The 19,781-nt window shown below is 48.4% G+C and carries 15 protein-coding genes; 5 read left to right on the top strand and 10 right to left on the bottom strand.

Features of this window, described 5'->3' with window-relative positions; all coding sequences use genetic code 11:
- Positions 1-2 precede the first annotated feature (2 nt).
- From D0Y50_RS06015 to D0Y50_RS06005, 3 genes are all read left to right on the top strand, one after another.
- Positions 3-3,167, top strand: a complete 3,165-nt coding sequence (locus D0Y50_RS06015; RefSeq protein ID WP_108566590.1) for an efflux RND transporter permease subunit — start codon at positions 3-5, stop codon at positions 3,165-3,167.
- Positions 3,168-4,749: 1,582 nt separating this feature from the next.
- Positions 4,750-5,277, top strand: coding sequence for a TetR/AcrR family transcriptional regulator (locus tag D0Y50_RS06010; RefSeq protein WP_117315961.1), 528 nt, complete (start codon positions 4,750-4,752; stop codon positions 5,275-5,277).
- Positions 5,274-6,329: an alcohol dehydrogenase family protein gene (locus D0Y50_RS06005; RefSeq protein ID WP_117315959.1), complete on the top strand. Its 1,056-nt coding sequence runs from the start codon at positions 5,274-5,276 to the stop codon at positions 6,327-6,329. Before D0Y50_RS06010 ends, D0Y50_RS06005 begins: the two co-directional genes overlap by 4 nt.
- 248 nt (positions 6,330-6,577) lie before the next feature.
- On the opposite strand, the gene efpL is transcribed toward D0Y50_RS06005, so the two are convergent.
- The 5 genes from efpL to D0Y50_RS05980 all read right to left on the bottom strand — a co-directional run bounded on the left by efpL (position 6,578) and on the right by D0Y50_RS05980 (position 11,871).
- Positions 6,578-7,153 carry an elongation factor P-like protein EfpL gene (efpL, locus tag D0Y50_RS06000; RefSeq protein ID WP_117315957.1) on the bottom strand — a complete coding sequence of 192 codons (576 nt, stop codon included), beginning with the start codon at positions 7,151-7,153 and terminating at the stop codon, positions 6,578-6,580.
- Positions 7,154-7,405: 252 nt separating this feature from the next.
- Positions 7,406-7,933, bottom strand: coding sequence for a phosphoribosyltransferase (locus D0Y50_RS05995; RefSeq protein ID WP_108566586.1), 528 nt, complete (start codon positions 7,931-7,933; stop codon positions 7,406-7,408).
- A gap of 5 nt (positions 7,934-7,938) precedes the next feature.
- Positions 7,939-9,081 carry an MFS transporter gene (locus tag D0Y50_RS05990; RefSeq protein ID WP_218023562.1) on the bottom strand — a complete coding sequence of 381 codons (1,143 nt, stop codon included), beginning with the start codon at positions 9,079-9,081 and terminating at the stop codon, positions 7,939-7,941.
- 308 nt (positions 9,082-9,389) lie between these two features.
- Positions 9,390-9,890 carry a YehS family protein gene (locus D0Y50_RS05985; RefSeq protein ID WP_117315955.1) on the bottom strand — a complete coding sequence of 167 codons (501 nt, stop codon included), beginning with the start codon at positions 9,888-9,890 and terminating at the stop codon, positions 9,390-9,392.
- Positions 9,891-9,966: 76 nt separating this feature from the next.
- Positions 9,967-11,871 carry a GGDEF domain-containing protein gene (locus D0Y50_RS05980; protein ID WP_117315953.1) on the bottom strand — a complete coding sequence of 635 codons (1,905 nt, stop codon included), beginning with the start codon at positions 11,869-11,871 and terminating at the stop codon, positions 9,967-9,969.
- A gap of 249 nt (positions 11,872-12,120) precedes the next feature.
- Between D0Y50_RS05980 and D0Y50_RS05975 the strand changes: the two genes are divergently transcribed.
- Positions 12,121-12,603 (top strand): GNAT family N-acetyltransferase, encoded by a 483-nt coding sequence (locus D0Y50_RS05975; RefSeq protein ID WP_117315950.1) that lies wholly within the window; start codon positions 12,121-12,123, stop codon positions 12,601-12,603.
- A 22-nt stretch (positions 12,604-12,625) separates the two neighbouring features.
- Here the strand turns inward: D0Y50_RS05975 and D0Y50_RS05970 are convergent, their stop codons facing one another.
- Positions 12,626-13,240 carry a TetR/AcrR family transcriptional regulator gene (locus D0Y50_RS05970; RefSeq protein ID WP_232366466.1) on the bottom strand — a complete coding sequence of 205 codons (615 nt, stop codon included), beginning with the start codon at positions 13,238-13,240 and terminating at the stop codon, positions 12,626-12,628.
- Positions 13,241-13,512: 272 nt separating this feature from the next.
- Between D0Y50_RS05970 and D0Y50_RS05965 the strand changes: the two genes are divergently transcribed.
- Complete coding sequence (locus tag D0Y50_RS05965) at positions 13,513-15,651, top strand: M3 family metallopeptidase (protein ID WP_117315948.1); 2,139 nt, start codon at positions 13,513-13,515, stop codon at positions 15,649-15,651.
- Between the two features lie 523 nt (positions 15,652-16,174).
- Here the strand turns inward: D0Y50_RS05965 and D0Y50_RS05955 are convergent.
- The 4 genes from D0Y50_RS05955 to D0Y50_RS05940 form a co-directional block, all read right to left on the bottom strand.
- Positions 16,175-16,588 carry an SRPBCC family protein gene (locus tag D0Y50_RS05955; protein ID WP_170145454.1) on the bottom strand — a complete coding sequence of 138 codons (414 nt, stop codon included), beginning with the start codon at positions 16,586-16,588 and terminating at the stop codon, positions 16,175-16,177.
- 557 nt (positions 16,589-17,145) lie between these two features.
- Complete coding sequence (locus D0Y50_RS05950; protein WP_117315944.1) at positions 17,146-18,159, bottom strand: zinc-dependent alcohol dehydrogenase family protein; 1,014 nt, start codon at positions 18,157-18,159, stop codon at positions 17,146-17,148.
- 104 nt (positions 18,160-18,263) lie between these two features.
- Positions 18,264-18,656, bottom strand: coding sequence for a nuclear transport factor 2 family protein (locus tag D0Y50_RS05945; RefSeq protein ID WP_108566578.1), 393 nt, complete (start codon positions 18,654-18,656; stop codon positions 18,264-18,266).
- A 59-nt stretch (positions 18,657-18,715) separates the two neighbouring features.
- Complete coding sequence (locus D0Y50_RS05940; protein ID WP_117315942.1) at positions 18,716-19,468, bottom strand: aspartate/glutamate racemase family protein; 753 nt, start codon at positions 19,466-19,468, stop codon at positions 18,716-18,718.
- Positions 19,469-19,781 lie beyond the last annotated feature (313 nt).

Genomic DNA, 19,781 nt, shown 5'->3' with positions numbered 1-19,781 from the left:
ACATGAAAACTGATTACGAAACGCACAAAGGCCTGATTGCGTGGTTTGCGCGCAATTCTGTGGCCGCTAACCTGTTAATGGGCTTTATTCTGGTAGTCGGACTGGCTAGCTTTAGCAGTATTCAGCGCCAAATGTTCCCTAATATCGAGTTCAATTACATCAGTATTGCTGCGCAATATCCCGGGGCTTCGCCGCAGGAAATTGAAGAAAGCATTATGATAAAAATTGAAGAGGCAATTAAAGATGTTACCGAAATCGATAAGGTAACCTCGCGGGCCTTTCGCAATAATGGGCGGGTAACGCTGGAAATAGATAAGAAGGCAGAGCTTACCGAGGTATTAGACAAAGTAAAATTGCGTGTAGACAGTATTGCCACCTTCCCTGCCGGCATGGAGCCAGTAACGATTTACCAGGAAGAATTTCAGCAACAGGTACTAGAACTGCCATTGGTTGGGGATGTACCGCTGGAGCAATTGAAGCCACTGGCCCGTGAAATTGAAGATGAATTATTGCAACTGGATAATGTATCACTGGTGCAGGTGGAATACCCGGAAGATGAAATTGCGATTGAAATCATGCCGGATATGCTGCGTAAATATAATTTAACGATAGATGAAGTCACGCAGGCCATTAGCCAGTATTCGGCTAACATTTCGGCAGGCCAGCTGCGGACCAATGCCGGTTTAGTCTCGGTACGGGTAGAAAACCAATACTACACGGGTAAAGATTTTGGCCAGATACCGGTCAAATTTGGCGCTACCGGAGCGCGGGTATTACTTTCTGATGTGGCCACTATCCGCGATGGCTTTACCGAAGGCGAATGGTACTTCAACTATTCAGGCAAAAACTCAATCTATATCGCCGTTAAAGCAACGCGCACACAGGACATTGTACCGGTTGCACAAACAGTCAGAGACTACATCGAAGCTCGCAATAAGACGCTACCCAACGGTATTTCGTTAGAGATCCTGGTAGATATGACTTATTACCTGAATGCGCGGCTTAATATGATGCTGTCGAACCTGGCGCAAGGGGCGTTACTGGTCGCCTTATTGCTTACCTTGTTTTTGCGTTTCAGGCTGGCGTTTTGGGTAATGTTAGGACTCCCTATCTGCTTTTTAGGCGCGATTATGATGATGCCGCTATTTGGCGTTACCATTAATATTCTGTCCCTGTTCGCCTTTATCATGGTCTTAGGTATTGTGGTGGATGATGCCATCGTCATAGGTGAAAGTGCCTACACGGAGGTGGAACAAAAAGGCGGAGGAATTGACAATGTCATACGGGGTGCCAAAAAGGTCGCTACGCCCGCTACCTTTGGGGTATTAACCACTATCGCTGTGTTTGCGCCCTCTACACTTAGCAGCGGTCCGGAAGGCGCGTTTTTCTATAATATCTCTGTGGTGGTTATCTTATGTCTGGTCTTTAGCCTGATAGAGTCCAAGCTTATTTTACCCGCGCATATTGCGCATACCAAATTCCCCCCTATCAAAGAAAACAGCTGGCGGGCACGTTTTAATAAGCATTTTAACGGCTTTGTTCATGGCCCTTATCGGCGTACCGTAGAACGCGCGGTAGCCTGGCGTTACACTGTATTTGCGGGATTTTTTGCAGTACTGATGATCAGCGTAGGTCTGATTATGGCCAACTACGTACGCACTGTGCCCAACCCTAAAGTGCCCCATGATTTCCCCCAGTTTAGTATTGCAATGAACGAAAATGTTTCAGATAGCGCAGTTATTGATGCACTGAAACAAATAGAGGCAATTATTTGGGAGATTGATAAAGAGACCAAGGAAGAAACCGGTCAGAATATGGTGCGTGATGTACTGGCCTTTAATCAGGGTCGTACAGAGGGCCGTGTAGTGGTGCCTTTAGTAGACGAAACACTACGACCATTTAACACCTTTGAACTGGCCCGACGCTGGCGCGAAAGAATTCCCGAGATTGCCGGTATGAAGTCGTTGCAAATATACGATGACGTCAATAGCGGAGGTGATGATGGCGAATTTGGTTTCCTATTGTACGGCGCAAATATTGATGAGTTAAACGCAGCCGGACGTAAATTTATTGAGATGCTGCAACAACAACCCGGATTGTTTGATGTGAGCTCCACTATCGATCCTGCCAGTAAAGAAGTTCAGCTTAGTTTGCGGCCCGTTGCTTATGATCTAGGCTTAAGCCTGGCAGATATTGCCCGCCAGGTGGGAGCAGGTTTTTATGGTGGTGAGGCACAGCGGGTGATTCGTGATGGCGAAGAAGTAAAAGTTATGGTGCGATACCCACAACTGACCCGGGAACGATTTGCTGACCTAAAATACTCTGTTATTACTACCCCATCCGGGCAGGAAGTGATGCTGGGGGATGTGACTAATTTAAGTGAGAAGCCAGGTATTAGTTACATACGTCGTGAAGGTGGCTATCGCAGTGTGTACGTATGGGGTTCTATTGACGAAGAGAAAGTCGAACCTAATGAAGTGGTTGAAAATGTCCACGAAAACCTGATTCCACAGCTTAAGGAAGCTTTTCCGTCGGTATTGAGCGAGCTGGGTGGGGATATTGAAGAACAACAGGCTCAACAGAATGAGCAGCAGTTATTCTTTATGGCGGCCATGGTAATGGTGTATATCTTGTTGGCGGTCCCCCTGAAAAGTTACGGCCAGCCACTGATTATAATGTCAGTTATCCCGTTTAGTATGACCGGCGCTATTTGGGGGCACTTCTTGCTGGATCTGGACCTGTCGATGATGTCGTTTTTCGGGATTATTGCTGCGTCGGGGGTGGTTATTAACGACTCCCTGGTCATGACCGATTATGTCAATCAGCGTCGTGCACAAGGGTATTCGATTAAAGAAGCGGTAGTAGAGGCCGGCACAGCGCGTTTTCGTGCTATTACCCTGACCTCTATCACTACCTTTGCCGGCGTTTTACCAATATTGTTTGAAACCAGCCTGCAGGCCGCCTTTGTTGTACCGATGGCTGCGGCGCTAGGATTTGCTGTGATGTATGCCACTCTGGTAACCCTTATCCTGGTGCCTTGTTTGTATATGGTACTACAAGATATTACCCGCGGCCTCAGCCACATTGGCCGACTGGTGGGGCGTGTAGCCAGCAATAAGCGCAGTCCCGACAATAAGCCTGCGCCTGCCGAGCCTTCGCAGCTCTAACTAAAAGTAAAATGTGCCAGGCTATACATGTATAGCCTGGTATCAATATAATGAATACATCCGTAATGAAATAAGCGGGTAATAACGCTGTATGCCGGTTTTTACCGGTCTCGGTTTAAAACGCTTTTAGCCATATTTATGGCTTAACTAATGGTGGTAGATCTTCCCCCCGGGCTACCCCAACCAGCCGCTTTGCTGTTTTTTTTTACATTTCGTCATGCTGCAGGTTTCATAATGATTCGGGTAGCCCCACTATAGGCTCCCCCGTATAGTCCATGTTGCCGCACTTATCGCGGTTGGTTTAGCCGTAGATGTTGGCGTTCGTATGCTGCGTGCAGCCCAGCCCGCCCCACAGATGCAAATAAGCTCACCGGACAGCCGGCCATTTAGCAGGGCACGAGCATCTGTATGTGCTGTATGGCGTGGTATTAAAGCCGCCAGATTTGGCCCTTTTCGAACGTACACGCGGCCTCTTTCATGTGCTGCGCCCTGCCCTGGCCCCGCGACCCCGACCCGACCCCGACCAAAGTGCCATAGTGCTAATAAGCCATAGTGCTAACGAGCTACGGCGCTAAGAACCCCCGATAAACTCAGGCTGACATGCTTTTTGCGCTCGTAACGCTGTATGTTGTTCACCGCGCACCTCTTCCCATGCTATTGCTACTGCCAGTTGTTACCGGATAGCTAAATACATAATGCCACCAGATTTGGTCCTTTTCGAACGTACACGCGGCCTCTTTCATGTGCTGCACTCTGCCCTGGCCCCGCGTCCCCGCCCCGACCCCGACCAAAGTGCCATAGTGCTAATAAGCCATAGTGCTAACGAGCTACGGCGCTAAGAAATCCCGATAAACGCAGGCAGAGATGCATTGTGCGCTCGTAGCGCTGTATGTTGTTCACTGCGCACCTCTTCCCATGCTATTGCTACTGCCAGTTGTTACCGGCTAGCTAAATATATAAGGCGGCGTGGACGCTTTTTTCATACCCCTTTGTAAGCTGCACAAACCGCTACTCTGGTTTGCTTTGCTGGCGCCTTGTTTAAAAGTAGCCCAGCGGCAACGCGTAGTCAGTCGAATACTTAGTATCGTTTTATGGCAACACTCTATCCCGTGGTGTCGCCTATTTCGAAAATAATGGGCGCCTTGGCCCTGGCCCACAGTTGCTCGCGGCAGCCCAAGGCGAGGCACGGAGGCGAGCGTAACGTAAGACTATAAACACCGGTCTGGTCACACATAATATAGGCGTTATGGTGCCGCTTTTGCTAACCAAAAGCGGTGCGAAAAGTGAGCGCCTGAGTGGTTACTACCCCCTGAGTTTGCCGCCGATTCTGGCTTTGCTATGGGTATACAGTGTAACGCGGTTGTGATGGGTCGCTTAATAGCCTGACGCCGCCAAAGCATTTGGTCATAAGCTACATTTTGCATATTGGCATATTTGCGCATAACCAACTTATTTTTTTATTTTTTTGTTTTTGAACCGCTATATTCACGGTCCTTGAGACAGGTTTAACTCCGCCGTGTTGACGAAGTAGAATGTTTACTCTACCCTAAAAGTAGAGTAAACATTCTACCTATGGTGAGTAATGCGCAAAGAACAGATAGCAGCAAACCTGGAGGTGGCGTTCAGCCGGTACGGATTCGCCGAACCAAGTGTAACCCAGCTAAAAGAAGCCTGTGAGGTAAGCCTGCGCACGCTATATAAATATTATCCTTCCAAGGACGCGATGATTGTAGCGGCGCTACAATTTCGGCATCAGCGCTATCTGGACTTTTTACTGTTAGATGCCCCTGCAATAGGGATTGCCGCGGTTCAGCATATCTTTAATCGGCTGGAGCAATGGATGCAGGACTTTGCTCCGAATGGTTGTTTGTCGATGAATGCTATGGCGGCGTATCCGGATAATCACATTATTACGGATGCAGTAACCACGCACAAAGAGGATGTCAGACACTTTTTAGGTCAGCAAAGTGGGCGTGAAGACTTGTCGACTGCACTATTTTTACTGCACGAAGGGGTATCCAGTGCATGGCCGGTACGTGGCCATGAAGCTATTGATACCGCGCACAGGTTACTGTCTCAACTTATTACCGAGGAGCCACAACGACAATGATTTCCAATACAATGAAAGGCGTATACCTGACTGGCCATGGTGGGCCCGAGATGTTGGAGTACAGAACTGATATTCCGGTGCCAGTACCTACCGCTGATGAAGTATTAGTGCAGGTATCGGCCGCGGGGGTAAACAACACCGATATCAACACCAGAACAGCTTGGTATTCCAAAGGTGATAGCAGCGATGAAGATGCCAGTTGGTCAGCTGAGCCGTTACGGTTTCCCCGAATACAGGGCGCTGACGTGTGCGGCAAGATTGTCGCGGTGGGTGCTAATATTGACCAGAGTCGGATAGGCGAGCGGGTGTTAGTGGAACCCTGCCTTAGCTATGTTAATGGCGAGAAACGCCAGGTTCCCTGGTATATAGGCTCAGAGTGCGATGGCGGTTTTGCGCAATATACCGTGGTTGATAGCCGCCACGCCTGCGCTATCAATAGCACGCTTACCGATGTTGAACTGGCTTCCTTTCCCTGTTCCTATTCTACTGCGGAAAACATGTTATCCCGCGCCAATGTGGTCAACACAGATCGAGTGCTAATCACAGGCGCTTCGGGGGGCGTAGGATCTGCCGCTATTCAATTGGCTAAAGCACGGGGCGCCTATGTTATTGCCGTTACCAGCCCAGCTAAAAAACAGCCTGTACTTGACTTAGGGGCAGATGAAACCATTGACCGTGATGCCGACCTTGTCTCCACCTTGGGTGAAAGTAGTGTCGATGTCGTTATTGATCTGGTGGCAGGCAAGCAGTGGCCCCAATTTTTACAGGTGCTAAAACCCGGTTCTCGCTACGCCGTGGCTGGCGCTATAGCCGGTGCTATGGTTGAGCTGGATGTTAGAACGCTGTACTTAAAAGATTTGAGTTTATTGGGTTGCACAGTGCTGGGGCCAACGGTTTTTAAAAACTTACTTAGCAGTATTGAACAGGGAAAAATTCGCCCAATTGTTGCCCATACCTTTGCATTGAAAGATATCCACCAAGCCCAGGAAGTCTTTGCCGAAAAGCAGCACGCGGGTAAAATTGTATTGGAAATACCCACGCCAGTGCGGTAAATAGCAGTAAACTACCCGCCTCGCGGGTAGCCTTTATACCGTTTACGCTATACCGTGCATCGAACAATTGTCTATAGCGTTTAGCTGTTGCAATGTGCAGCGCACAGGGCTGGGTAAGTATCAGCAAGCGACCTGAACCAGCTGGTGCCTTAATATACCAGCCCTGGCATGTTCAGCGCCTTATACAATACGCTAAACCAGCGTTACCACACAGTTCACCATGATAGCGCAAGCGTCACCCTTCTCGGTTAATGCTTATCGCCCCGGCTTTGAAATTTACGTTCTTCAGTATTGATTTTAACCCACTCTCCGGTACTAATGTACTCAGGGACTTGAATAACCAAGCCAGTTGACAGAGTAGCGGGCTTGGTGCGAGAAGTGGCGGAAGCGCCTTTGATTGAAGGATCTGTTTCTACCACTTCCAGCTCCACGCTCATGGGTAAATCCAGTGCCACTGGTGCTTCACTAACTATCAGCACTTGAATGCCATCTGTTTTATCATTAATAAACAGCGCTTCATCAGCGATACTGTCTTTATGCAGGTGATAAGGGGTGTAATCTTCTTTATCCAGAAACACAAAATCATCACCATCCATATAAGAAAACATAGCCGGCCGGCGAACCAGGTCGGCCATCTCGAGCATATCTGAATCTTTGAACGTTTCGTCAAATTTGGTGCCGCTCACCACATCGTACATTCGCATACGATAAATACTTCCGCCCGCACGCCCCTGCGGTACGGAGCGCTCGATATCCCTTACAATGCAGGTCTTTCCATCAAATACGATAGTGTTATTTTTTTTAATTTCACTTGCCTTTGGCATGTCTTAATCCTGTTATAAATGACCAACCAGACTGGCGTGGACTTCATACTAACCTGGCTATTTTCCGCTATTTTGCATCAATGAGAAAGACTGTTCAGGGGATATTTTCAAACAGATTGAAGCGCATTATGCATTCACTCCTGGCAATAATAGCCGTTGCGCTAAATTTGCCCGCATGCGCCGTAGGAGGGAGAGTGAGCGATCGTACGTTTGGCTGTGCTGTTTATGATTAGGGTGGTGCCTTGTTGAAGTTTAGCGCGTACTAGCTGGCAGGCAGGCAATATACGGTAGATTCCGGTACTGATCGTTCCACGGTAGTCCATAACCCACCAGTAGATCAGCAGTATCAACTTCATAGGCATAATATTGGGGGATCTCGATGGTTCGCCGGGCAGCTTTAACAAATAATGTTGCCACCGCCAGCGAGCGCGGCTGATAGTGTTGGGTGAGGTAGCTAACCAGCCGGGCCATTGTGCCGCCAGACTCTATGGCATCGTCTACTAATACAACATCACGTCCGGTTAGCTGCACATTTTGCTGAAATATGATCGGTGAGCGATTTTCGTTTTCGCCGGGCGTGTGGGGGCAGGAAATGGTATCTATGCTGAGTTTTGCTGTTAACTGACGGGCTAGATCTGCACTGAAAAAAAGCCCGCCGGGCACGACCGTAATCATCACCAAATCCTGATAACGATGGTTTAATTTTGCCGCTACCTGCGCAACACCCTGCTGTATTTGTAGGGCCGTAAACAGCACATCTTCATCGTGTATTGTTAGCATAACGTTTACTCTGTGGGTATGCGCCGGCTTACCCACCAAGCCAGTCCAAGTAATAGTAAAATAATGTGTAAAGATACAGGCAAACTAATAATATCGGCGCTAAAACCTACCAGTGCAGGCCCTGCCAACACCCCTACATAGCCTAAGGTTGACACCGCAGTAACGGCCATCGCCTGAGACATTACCGTTTGCCGCCCGGTAGCCGAAAACATAATAGGTACAATATTCGCACAACCCAAGCCTATCAGCACATAACCCACCAGCGCGACTTGCCAAAGGTTGATATGCAATACAATTAAAAAACCGCTAATCGCGGTCATGGCCCCAAGGTTAATAACCTTTCGCGCGCCCAACCGACTGACGATGGTGTCGCCGGTTAAGCGGCCGAATGTCATGGCCACCGAGAAACAGGCAATCCCCATCCCCGCCAATGAAGGCGATATCTGACGAAATTCAATTAAAAATATCCCGCTCCAGTCAAGGATAGTGCCTTCTGCCAGAAATAAAATACAGCATACAATACCAATCAATATCACCACACTTTTTGGCAATACCCATAAGGGGCCAGGGTCGGCGGCCAATTTACCCAATAGCCCTTTAACGCTCCATAGCATTAGTCCTATGATAACGAATGAGGTAAGCATACAGGCGGCCAGTACATTGCCATGGACCGTTAATTGTAGCGCCATAAACACCGCGCCGGCCATGCCGCCTAAACTGTAAAAGCCATGAAATCCAGACATTAAAGGCAATGATGCAGCCTTTTCCACGGCCACCGCTTGAATATTCATAGCGCAATCGGTAATGCCTAACAACATCCCAAAAAGCAATAAAACAATAGCCAGCCCGACGAGGCTGTTAACTAACGGTATACACGCAAAAAGCAGGGCGAAACCACCTACACAAGTGAGCAATACTGGCCGACAGCCTATTCGGCTAGCACCTACACCGGCCAGGGGCATGCCGGCCATAGCGCCCGCGCCCAGGCAAAGCAAAAAGCCTCCAATCACACTATCACTTACATTCAGGCTATGTTTGATAAACGGAATAATGGATGCCCAGGAGGCGGTCATCATCCCCGCAATAAAGAACATTATGCGGGTTGCTACACGCTGCGGGTAACCTCCGATAGCCAGTGACCCTGTCATTTTGAGAGACTGCTCCTGTTTTTTAACATGCATAACTGTGTAGTCAGTCGGATAATTTGTTGATAAACCGGCGCATCGCCAAACATTTTATTGTAGCGGGAATAATAAGCTGAATGGCATTGTGTAATCTGCATCGCGGTTTGTGAATTATTGCAGCAACCTATTGGCCCATATCGCTTTTGCCACGACATTAGCTTACACCGTCCCTTCGACCATGCTGCCTCGCTATTGACCGGTATTATTGGTTAAACAAAACAATAAGCGGCTATCGTGTGCTGACACCGAAGGACGGCCTTGCGTGGTTGAGCTTACGGTTTAGGTTTACCTTGAGACTTTTTGGCATCCGGTCGGTTCACTTTAACCATGCCTTGTAAAAAGTTTCTCAGTAACTGGTCGTTACACGGCCGATAGCTACGATGGTCCGATTTTCTAAACAATGCTGTTAACTCACTTTTGCCCACCGGAAACTCAGCCGCGCGCAATATATTCATCATGTCATCTTGCTGGTAATTCATAGCAATTTTGATTTTACGAAGAATATCGTTATTGCTCAGGCGATCGCCTGCACCTAATGGTGGGGGGGTAACGCCCTCTTTTTTACCTCGGTTTTTGATAATCAGCCCATCTAAAAACAAGCCTAGTATTTTATCCCGGCAAGGTAAGAAACCCGGTTCTTCTTCGCGGCGCATCATGCTGGTTAAATAGTCTTCCTCAAGGCTATAGTCAACCAGCTTAAAGATACTAATGGTAGCGCTGTTGTCCAGGCTTAGCGCAAAGCGCAGGCGTCGCAAAACATCGTTTAGCAGCATTCACAATTCAGTTTTTTAGTTAGATTAGCGACAGTATACATAGTTGCGGTTTTAGGCGCATATATTAACAGTGCTTTTATAACTGCCCAGCCAGGTCACCCCCATAACTACAGGTTTTATTACTTCCCTGGCTTTTAGCCTGATAAAGTTGCTTTTCACACCGCTCCATAATGATATCCACTTTGGCCCTGGCCGTGACCTCAATGATGGCAGCACAAAAATGTATTGGTCCTAACTTGGCAACACTGAAACGGGCGTCGCGGCCCGCTTGCATGCGGTTAACGGCACACCGCAGGTCCTCAACAAAATTTTCAGCAGCGGCAAGCGGGTAGCCTGACAGGGTAAAAACAAATTTCTCTCCCCCGTATCGGCCGATAATATTATTATTGCCCACCTGATATTTAAACAGCCGTGCCAGCTGTATAAGTACCTGATCCGCTTCAATAGGCCCGATATGTTGGTTAATCTCACTAAAATGGTCGATATCCAACAATACCACGCACCCCGGATTATCACCGCTGTTTAGGTGCCGTTGAATCTTATCCAGCGCAAACCAACGGGCATCCAGCGAAGTCAGGCCGTCGTATGTCACATTGCGTTCTATTTCACGTTTTTGTCGGAAAACCCTTACCAGTAAAATAAGCAGGATAAGGGTAAAAAAACTGGTAAAAATAGCCAGGTGAGTCATGGTGCGAGACTGGCTTTCGTTCAGCCGTGCCTGCTGCTGCAGATAAGCCAACTGCTGTCGGCTGATTTCATCGGTAAACGCCGCCAATTGTTCCAGCAACCTGAACTGCTTTTTCTGACGATGTTCCAGTGCATGAATTTGCTGATAGCGCTGTGAAGCTTGCTGGTGTTGCTGTTCCAGTCCCAGCAGGGTGGCTTCCAGCACTAATTGTTTGATACGTTCGAAGCCCGGTGCTTGCACCTGGGCTAACGAATTGTACCCCAGCATCATATTCTGCCAGTGTTGGCGAGCGTCTGCGGCCTGCCCGCGCCCTAGCGACGCCTGCATACGTATTTGATAATACGCATAATGCCAGGGGGCGAACGCTAATTCGTTATGGCGGGCATGAAACCGCGCCTCTTGGGCAAATTCTTCCGCTAACCGGTAATTTCCTTTATGCAAATAAACCCGGGCAGAGGCTAGCGCTGAATTAACTCTGACTGAGGTTAACTGGTGCGCAGTAGCGAGATGATTCAACTGGCTTAATAACGGCCATACGGTTTTGTATTGCCCGTCACTGGTATGGGCGCGAATCTGGCACAATAAGCCAGCCGCCACCCGCAAGGGATCGCTAGCCAGATGCTGGTTGTAAAACTGGCAAAACTGTAGTGACATTCCAGCATTACCTAAATAAAAGAATGCATCCGCCATATCCAGGTACGCCGCCGCCAGCGGGTAATCAAACGCGTCGACGGGGGTTCGTAGTGCACTGGCAGTACCAGCTATATGCTGAATTTGCATAATAGCGGTAAGGTAATCCCCGTTGGCTATTGCTGCTTGTACCCACAACCGGGTGGCCCAGCGCTCAAGCCTTGGCCATTGTTTATCCGTCGCTTCATCTAACAAGGGTTTAAGTTGCTCACTACGCGTTTGATAGGATAAATCGTCGGCTAGCGCCCATTGCAACAGGCGTGCTTCTAAATGCACCCGGGCGAAAGGTTCAAGGGCTAGTAACAGGCTTCGGTCAATAATCAGATCATCAAGTGCGGTAGGGGTGGTTAAGGGCGGAGTGGCCGGGGCGGTACGCTGTACTGCTTTAACGGGGTGCGCCTGCAATGCATAGGACAGTGAGATTCGATAATAGCGGGCCACAGGGCTATCGGCCTGTAACAGTGCATGGGTGTTTAGGGCATCTTGTTGTTGCCCCACAGGCAGGGCCAGCACCTGCTGACGGGCGTAGTCGTATTGTGCGAGAGGCGCGGCTACCGTAACGCAACTGGCGCTGCACAATAGAAGCAGTAAAAAAATTCTCAAATGTCTATCCGCTGGCAAGAGTACTGAACTCTGTTACCGTTTTGCCGAGGGGTAACAGGACGTCTGTAAACACACTATACCTAGCTTTACAGTTGCTTAAAAGCGCTCAAAGATTAAATGTAACACCATAATTTATAAGTAAATAAATATCTTTCTAAAGGCATTTACAGATGTAAATGTAGGCTGCACTATGGCCCGCCTGCCCCGCTATGCTAAGCTACTTTTTTATTCAGACAGGATCCTGCCCACGTGTCAGAACTTACAATTCGCCCCGCAACAGTTGACGACAGTCAGCAAATCCTTACCTTTATCACCGAACTCGCTATCTTCGAAAAAGCCGAACATGAAGTAGAAGCCAGTGTAAATGATATCCAAACCACCTTATTCGGCGACAATGCCACCTCGCATTGCCTGATATGCGAAGAACACGGCAAGCCAATAGGTTTTGCCGTCTATTTTTACAATTATTCTACCTGGCAGGGCCGCAACGGTTTGTACCTGGAAGATTTATATATTACGCCTGACCGCCGAGGCCATGGCGCTGGCACCGCCTTGCTAAGCTATCTGGCGCGCCATGCTGTGGCGCACAACTGCGGACGTTTTGAGTGGAGTGTGTTGGACTGGAATCAGCCCGCCATCGACTTTTATGAATCTCTTGGCGCCGTAGCCAAAAGCGAATGGCTGGGGTATCGGCTTAGTGGAGATGCTTTGCACGCTCTGGCATCACGTTAACGATAAGGGTTAGCCCCGAGACCTATTGGGCTAACGCGGTAGCGTAATGACTTAAAAATAATTGGGCGGTACAGCGCGCAATACAATCTTTGTTGCTGTCATCTAGCGGCGGCTCCATTTTCATTAACTGGGGCCAGAAGCAGTGCCCTTTTATTAAGCTGGATAACTCTTTTACGCTATAGGCGAGATCAGTAATATGCAGCTTTTCGTCTTCACTGGCGGCCTTTATCCAGCGATGCAGCACCGTTTCCTGCGCTGTAAGCTGGTCTACTTCGTCGCGCAACCGGTCAGGATTATAAAACAGATAACCAAAGGCTACTCTAGCCAGCTCCAGATATTCTTCGCCTGTTACCAGTTCTATTTCAGCGCGTAATAGCCGGGTGAGTTGCGGCTCCAGTGCCGTGTCGGGTTCATACTGTACCGGAATACTGACCATGCACTTGTGCCATAAAGAACGTATAAGGTGCATGACTATCACTTCTTTTGACGGGAAGTGATTATAAACGGTGCGCTTAGACACTTGGGCGATTTCTGCCAGTTTGTCCATGCTGGTACCGGCCACGCCATAAGTTTGAAATGCCTGCTTGGCAGCACATATTATGGCATCCCGTTTAATATCGCTACGCGTTCGGTTCACTGACTTTATACTACCTGCTGTAAATACCTGTCAGCATTCTACACAGCCCCACGGTGGATTAAAATCTAAGCATCGCTACAATTTGACTTTATTTCACGTTCATTCGGCTCACAATTCCTGCATAACTGCTAATTTGCCTTCATATTGTGCACCGTACAGTGGCGCCACACAGGAAGCTGTTTGAGCCCCCTGTCCTACACTGCTACATTGGTAGGGTCACAATCCAATCCGGCTTCTAATGAGCCGAAGAACAATAATTAATGGAGACGTTAATGCGTAAGACATTACTCGCCAGTGCTGTTACCACAGCTCTGCTTCTTGCTGGCTGCTCAGGCAGCGACAGCAGTGCTACCGACAGTGCCGAAAACACCATGAATGAAATGCAGAACCAAACTCAAAATGTGCTTTTGCAGCCAAGCGAGCTGCCTTATCAGACGCCCCAATTTGATAAAATTAAGACCGCCGACTATGAGCCAGCGTTTACCCAGGGCATGCGTGAACAAGCCGCCGAGATTGAGCTGATAGCCCAAAGCGAGCAACCTGCCTCTTTTGAAAACACCATCCTGGCGCTGGAAGATAGCGGCGTATTGCTAAGCCGTGCGGAAACCGTGTTTTTCAATCTTTCGAGCATTGCTTCAAACGATGAAATTCAGCGCATTGAAGCTGACATCGCGCCAAAGCTGGCGGCTCATTCTGATAATATTTTTTTGAATGACACCTTGTTTAAGCGGGTGAAAAAAGTATACGAAAATAAAGAGGCGCTAAGCAAAATAGATCAGCGTTTAACCGAGTATTACTATAAACAGTTTATTCGAGCCGGGGCGAATTTGTCGGATGACGACAAAGCGACGATGCGGGCGCTGAATGAAGAAATCACCACCTTGCAAACGGACTTTTCCCAGAACGTTCTGGCGTCATTTAAAAACGATACGCTGTTAGTGTCTGATGTTGGCCAGTTAGCCGGATTGTCGGATAGCGACAAAACCAGCCTGAAATCTGCCGCGAAAAAAGCGGGTAAAGACGGCTACTTAATTTCGTTGGTAAATACAACTCGCCAGCCTATTTTGTCCAGCCTTGAAAACCGCGGACTGCGTGAGAAAATCTGGCGGCAGTCGGCTACCCGCGCGATGGATGTTAATGGTCCGATTATTTTAAAACTCACTAAGCTTCGCGCACAAAAAGCTGCCTTGCTGGGTTTCGACAACTGGGCTTCTTACCAGATTGATGATCAAATGGCTGCCACCCCGGATAATGTTTTTAATATTCTGGATGACCTTGCCCCCAAAGCCGTAGAAAAGGCCAAACGGGAAGCTGCGGATATAGAAAAAGTGATGCATGAAGAAGGCATCAGTGGCGCCGTTAAACCATGGGATTGGGCGTTTTATGCTGAAAAAGTCCGGAAAGCGAAATACGATTTGGACGACAGCGAAGTTAAGCCGTATTTCGAGCTGACCAGTGTACTGGAAAATGGTTTATTTTTTGCCATGGAAAAGCTTTACGGTATCACGTTTAAAGAGCGTACTGACCTTCCACTATACGTTGAAGACGCCCGCGCCTTTGAGGTATTCAACCAAGATGGTAGCGCTATTGGTCTGTTCTTCTTTGACCCTTACGCACGTGAAGGTAAAGCTGGCGGCGCGTGGATGAGCGAATTTGTTACCCAGAGCTTTCACAATAATACTAAACCGGTTGTATTCAACGAGCTGAACATTGTAAAGCCAGCCGAAGGCGAGCCTACTCTTCTAAGCTTTGATGAAGTAACCACTTTATTCCATGAGTTCGGCCATGCGGCGCATGGGCTCTTTTCGCAGGTTAAATATCCGAGCCTGGCCGGTACCGCTACCGCCCGTGATTTTGTAGAATTTCCTTCGCAATTTCATGAGGATTGGGCTATTGAACCCAGCGTATTAGCAAACTACGCAAAACACTACGAAACCGGTGCTCCTATCCCAAAACCGTTATTAGACAAAGTGCTTAAAGCGGTTAAATTCAATCAGGGCTATGATACGACAGAATATCTGGCCTCTGCCTTGTTGGATATGGAATGGCATATGATTGACACCGATACCAAGGTTGCCGACGTAGAACGTTTTGAACAACAGGCCTTGGCCAAACACGGCATAGCGTATGCCCCCATACCTCCCCGGTATAAATCGGCTTACTTTAGCCATACCTTTGCTGGTGGCTATTCAGCCGGCTATTATGCTTATCTGTGGACCGAAGTTCTGGCCGCCGATGCCTTTGCCTATATGCAAGACAATGGTGGGCTGACACAGGATAACGGCTCTCAGTTCCGTGAGGAGATCCTTTCGAAAGGCAATAGCGAAGATTTGATGCAAAATTACGTAGATTTTCGCGGCCAGAAACCGGAAGTTGACGCCTTACTTGAACGCCGAGGCCTTGACCAATAACCTAACGGTTAGAGAGCTGCAGCCTGCTATGTAAGCTTTCTGCTCATTAAGGTTTACCCAAAAAACCTAACGTCAGGCTGCTCAGCAGCCTGCCTTACCCGGCCGAAACGTAATTCTGCCGGGTTTTTTGTTTATTCTACTTCCTATACCTAAAACCCCGATAGCAATCAAACCAAAGATAGTAACGGCCGGATTATTGCCGCCTACAACCCTAAGCAAAATCCATATAAGCAGGGTCAATAATAACCCCGTAAGCAGTACCTGCAATAGCCCCAGAAGCCATAGCGAAAATGCTACAGCACCGTTATTTTTCACAGGCTGTTGCCGCTACGTTAACAATGCCAGTATGGCGGACGAGATTACCCCCTGGTGCCACTTCACCGCCCCCCGCAAAACAGGCCACAAACCGGTTATACGATGCTACTGAGGTAGCTGAATAAAAAGCTGAATAACCACCCATGTAGACGCAGTTTCCTTCTTTCAACTCGTTATATTATGCCCTCAAGAACACTGTGCAATGCTGCTACTGCTGCTGAGCAAACCGTTTTTCGGTGTAATCTTTAAACCGCTGCATCAATACATTATGACTATGGCCGCTGGCTAATTGCGTGGCGCCGCTTAGGGTACATTGACATGCAACCTGGCTGCCGGCAACTTGCATCATGATGGCAGCGCGCTGCCCGCCATCAATACTGAAGGTAACGCTCTGGTAGGGCTTTATTTGCCCGAAATGACCTTTAACACTGGCGCTCCATCCTCCTGACTCGCCAATTAACTGCAAGGTGAAGTACCCACCTTCCAGAAAGTCACTATGACAGTCAGTACATCGCCACCGGCCGGGGTTTGTTACCCAGCGTTTTATCGCTTCAGGCTGAGTAAGACTATGCCAAACCGCTTCGGGTGATGCATTTACAGTCAGGTTGAGGGTTGTTGCCACGATGTGTCTCCAGTGATCTGATGGCCAGAACTGCAAAACAGCTTATAAAAGTAATAGCAGGCGAATACCAATAAAGATATGTCGAACAAAAAATAAACAGCCGGGAGCATTTTGAGGTGAGTTCTGCGCGGGCTTTTTTACTTTTAACTGTATCGCGTAGCCCGTCGCTTTCTCATTGGAGGTTGAGGGCAGCGCCCAGGTCAATTAATGCAATGCGCATCACGTAAAATAAGCTTCCCCGCTGCTGTATTCGACGCGGCCTGGGCTATCGGTAGCGCAGGCGGGGAGTAAAGAGGATGCCGTAGCGTCTTAGGATTGACTGAAACCATGCACTTATAGGTAAAAACAATCAACAAACTGGTAATAGCCGACACCTAAAAAGCCACGAAAGCCAGCTGCAGGAGCGGATTGACCGCCGCAGATAGGCGCGCGTTATCTTACCCTGCGCGGCAAGGTTATCTAAGCATGGTGCTTTGCTGCCCGTCGTGTTGTTGTATTGCGAGGCAAAAGATAATGTCTGGCCGGTACTGGCCGTCTAACACGCAGATCCCCCTGAATTAGTCGAAATCCAGGACAATCTTCCCCACATGTTTACCCGCCGCCAGATGATTGAGCGCCTGCTTATACTCGTGCCAATGATAGGTACTATCAATCACTGGCTGCAGCTGGTTTGCTTCTATCGCCTGGCACAGGGCACGCAAGGTACTGGCGGGCCCTGCCGCGATGCCTCGAACAGTGGCATGCGATTGCGAAATTTGCAATGGGTTCAGGTTACCTTCCTTACCTCCCACATAGCCAACCACATTAACCTGGCCGCCAACAGCTACACATTGTAATGATTGATGGAAGGTAGTAGGCCCACCGACTTCTACCACATGATTGACCCCTTGTTGCTCCGTAATCAGACGCACCTGTTCTGCCCATTCTGGGTTAGCAGTATAGTTGATAGTGGCCGTAGCGCCGAGCTTTGATGCAATAGCTAACTTTTCGTCGCTGGAGGATAATACGATTGCCCGGGCCCCGTGCATACGGGCAATTTGCAGCGCGAACATAGACACCCCACCGGTGCCCTGAATCAATACCCAGTCGCCACTGCTGATATTGCCTTTAGTTACCAAAGATTGCCAAGCGGTGACCGCCGCACAAGGTAGCGTAGCGCCCTGAGCATAACTAAGGCTGGCGGGCAGTCTGACCACGCCGTGTGCGGGTAACACCTGGTATTCACTTAGCATACCGTTGATCGGGCCGCCTAGCGTTCGGGCAAAAGGTGACAGCCCCAGCTCTCCGGCGTTCCATCCTTGCCAAAAACTTGAAGCTACTCTGTCGCCCTGCGTAAATCCAGAGACTTCAGCGCCTACTGCTACCACCTCTCCGGCGCCGTCAGACAATGGCACTAAACCCGCAGGATAATTTGTATGATACTGGCCGTTGATGACTTCCCAGTCTCGATAATTAAGCGATGCCGCTTTTACTTTGATCAGCACCTCGTAGGGGCCAGGTTGGGGGGTATCGGCTTGGTGTAAACTGAGTGCATCTATACGGTAGGACGTACCTATTCGTACCTGCTGCATGTGGCCTCCGGTGGTGGGTAAAACGTTGGCAGTTAATACCGATAAAACGCCGAATTAAGATCGGCGCTTTATCGCGGGCTGGGTACCATTGAACGTTACGCCATTTATTTAAGTACGTTGGGCCCACTCATAAATACAAACACCCGCGAAAACTTGCCTTCTTCGACATACCAAAAATTACAGTTAGTAAGCTTTATTTCAGTACCCTCTTCGGTTTTCAAGTAAACATTGAAACGGGCTGCAATACTTTGGGTTTGTTCATCTGCTGTACACTCAAAATCGCCATGCCATACATCCACATATGAATCAAACAAGGTCTGAAACATGGTTCGTATTCCCTGGTCTCGGCCTTCATGCACAATAGGATCGGTAGGAATGGTAAAAACCGCATCTTCATGGAAGTTAGCCAGCACCCCAGCCATATTCTTTTTATCTACATTGGCAAAGTAGTCCATGGTGGCCATTTTTATAAGTTCATCGCGTGATAATGTTGTCATAGTCTTCTTCTATTTAATTTTATCGCTAAAAAAGGATGAATCAGCACATCGTCATCAGGTTATGCTGACTTGCCAATTCGGTGGTAAACATCAAAACGGGGCAGTTCGGGCGCGGGATAAGCTTTTTTGCTGTGTGACAAGCCGAGCTCGAGTAAGGTTTGGCACGTTTTAAAAGCGATTTGACCAGGGTTGAGTACCGGTACACTAAGTCGCTGTGCCAGAAAGGCGTGAGACTGGTGCATAGTGGTTGAACCTAAGATAATAACGTCAGCCTTGTCATGGCTTATCGCTAGCTCAGCTTCCTTTAGTAGCTTGTTGAATACCACTTCCTCTTTCCCTGCCAGTAATTCGGCCAGGTCAGGGCGGGTATTAATAGAGCGCATTGATGCCAGATGGTCCCACAAATGATGCTCAGTGAGCACTTTGTCATACAATGCAAACCACTCATCCCACATAGTGATAATGGAGAATTTTTTACCCAGATTACAGGCCATTAACATGCTGGAAATACCGGGCGCCACGACCGGGATAGTCAAGCAAGAGCGCAAAGCCGCCATGCCCGAGTCACTGACTGTGTCTATACATACCGCATCAAACCCTTGCTTCTCGGCCAGCAAACCTGCTTCTACCACCGACACGTCCATTAACAAGGTATCGTGATAACTATCACCTAATGCAGCCCCTGCCTTTACTGCTTCAAATTCAACCGTACAATCATCAGACAATAACCCCGGTGGCAGTTGTGCAGCGCGTGCCTGCACGCCAGCATCATCTACCGGGATAGGAATAATGACTTTGATTTTGTATCCCATGCATTGCTCTCCTTATTATCATTAGCGTATCTATTGAAGAGCAAGTTCAGGGCCACATGAAAATAGCTAGTATTTTCAAAGCTTTGATTAAAAATTAAAGGGGGTTATCCGTATCCGACAATTTCAGGTTGAAAAAGATCATTTCCATTTGAGATAGATTTGAACTTCCCAGCTTTGACTCGGTAGTTATCTATTTTTTCGTGAATCAGGCGCTTTTGGAATTGTGCAGGTGAGACATACCCTGTTTGAAAGGGCTATTTTCGTGTTTGTAAAACATCTCAATAAATTAGCTAACTCTGATCTGGCTTCACTG

Source organism: Salinimonas sediminis, assembly GCF_003429285.1.
In the GTDB taxonomy this organism is placed as follows: domain Bacteria; phylum Pseudomonadota; class Gammaproteobacteria; order Enterobacterales; family Alteromonadaceae; genus Alteromonas; species Alteromonas indica.
Note: the sequence above shows the minus strand (reverse complement) of the source record. Positions and strands in the feature narration are given on the sequence as shown.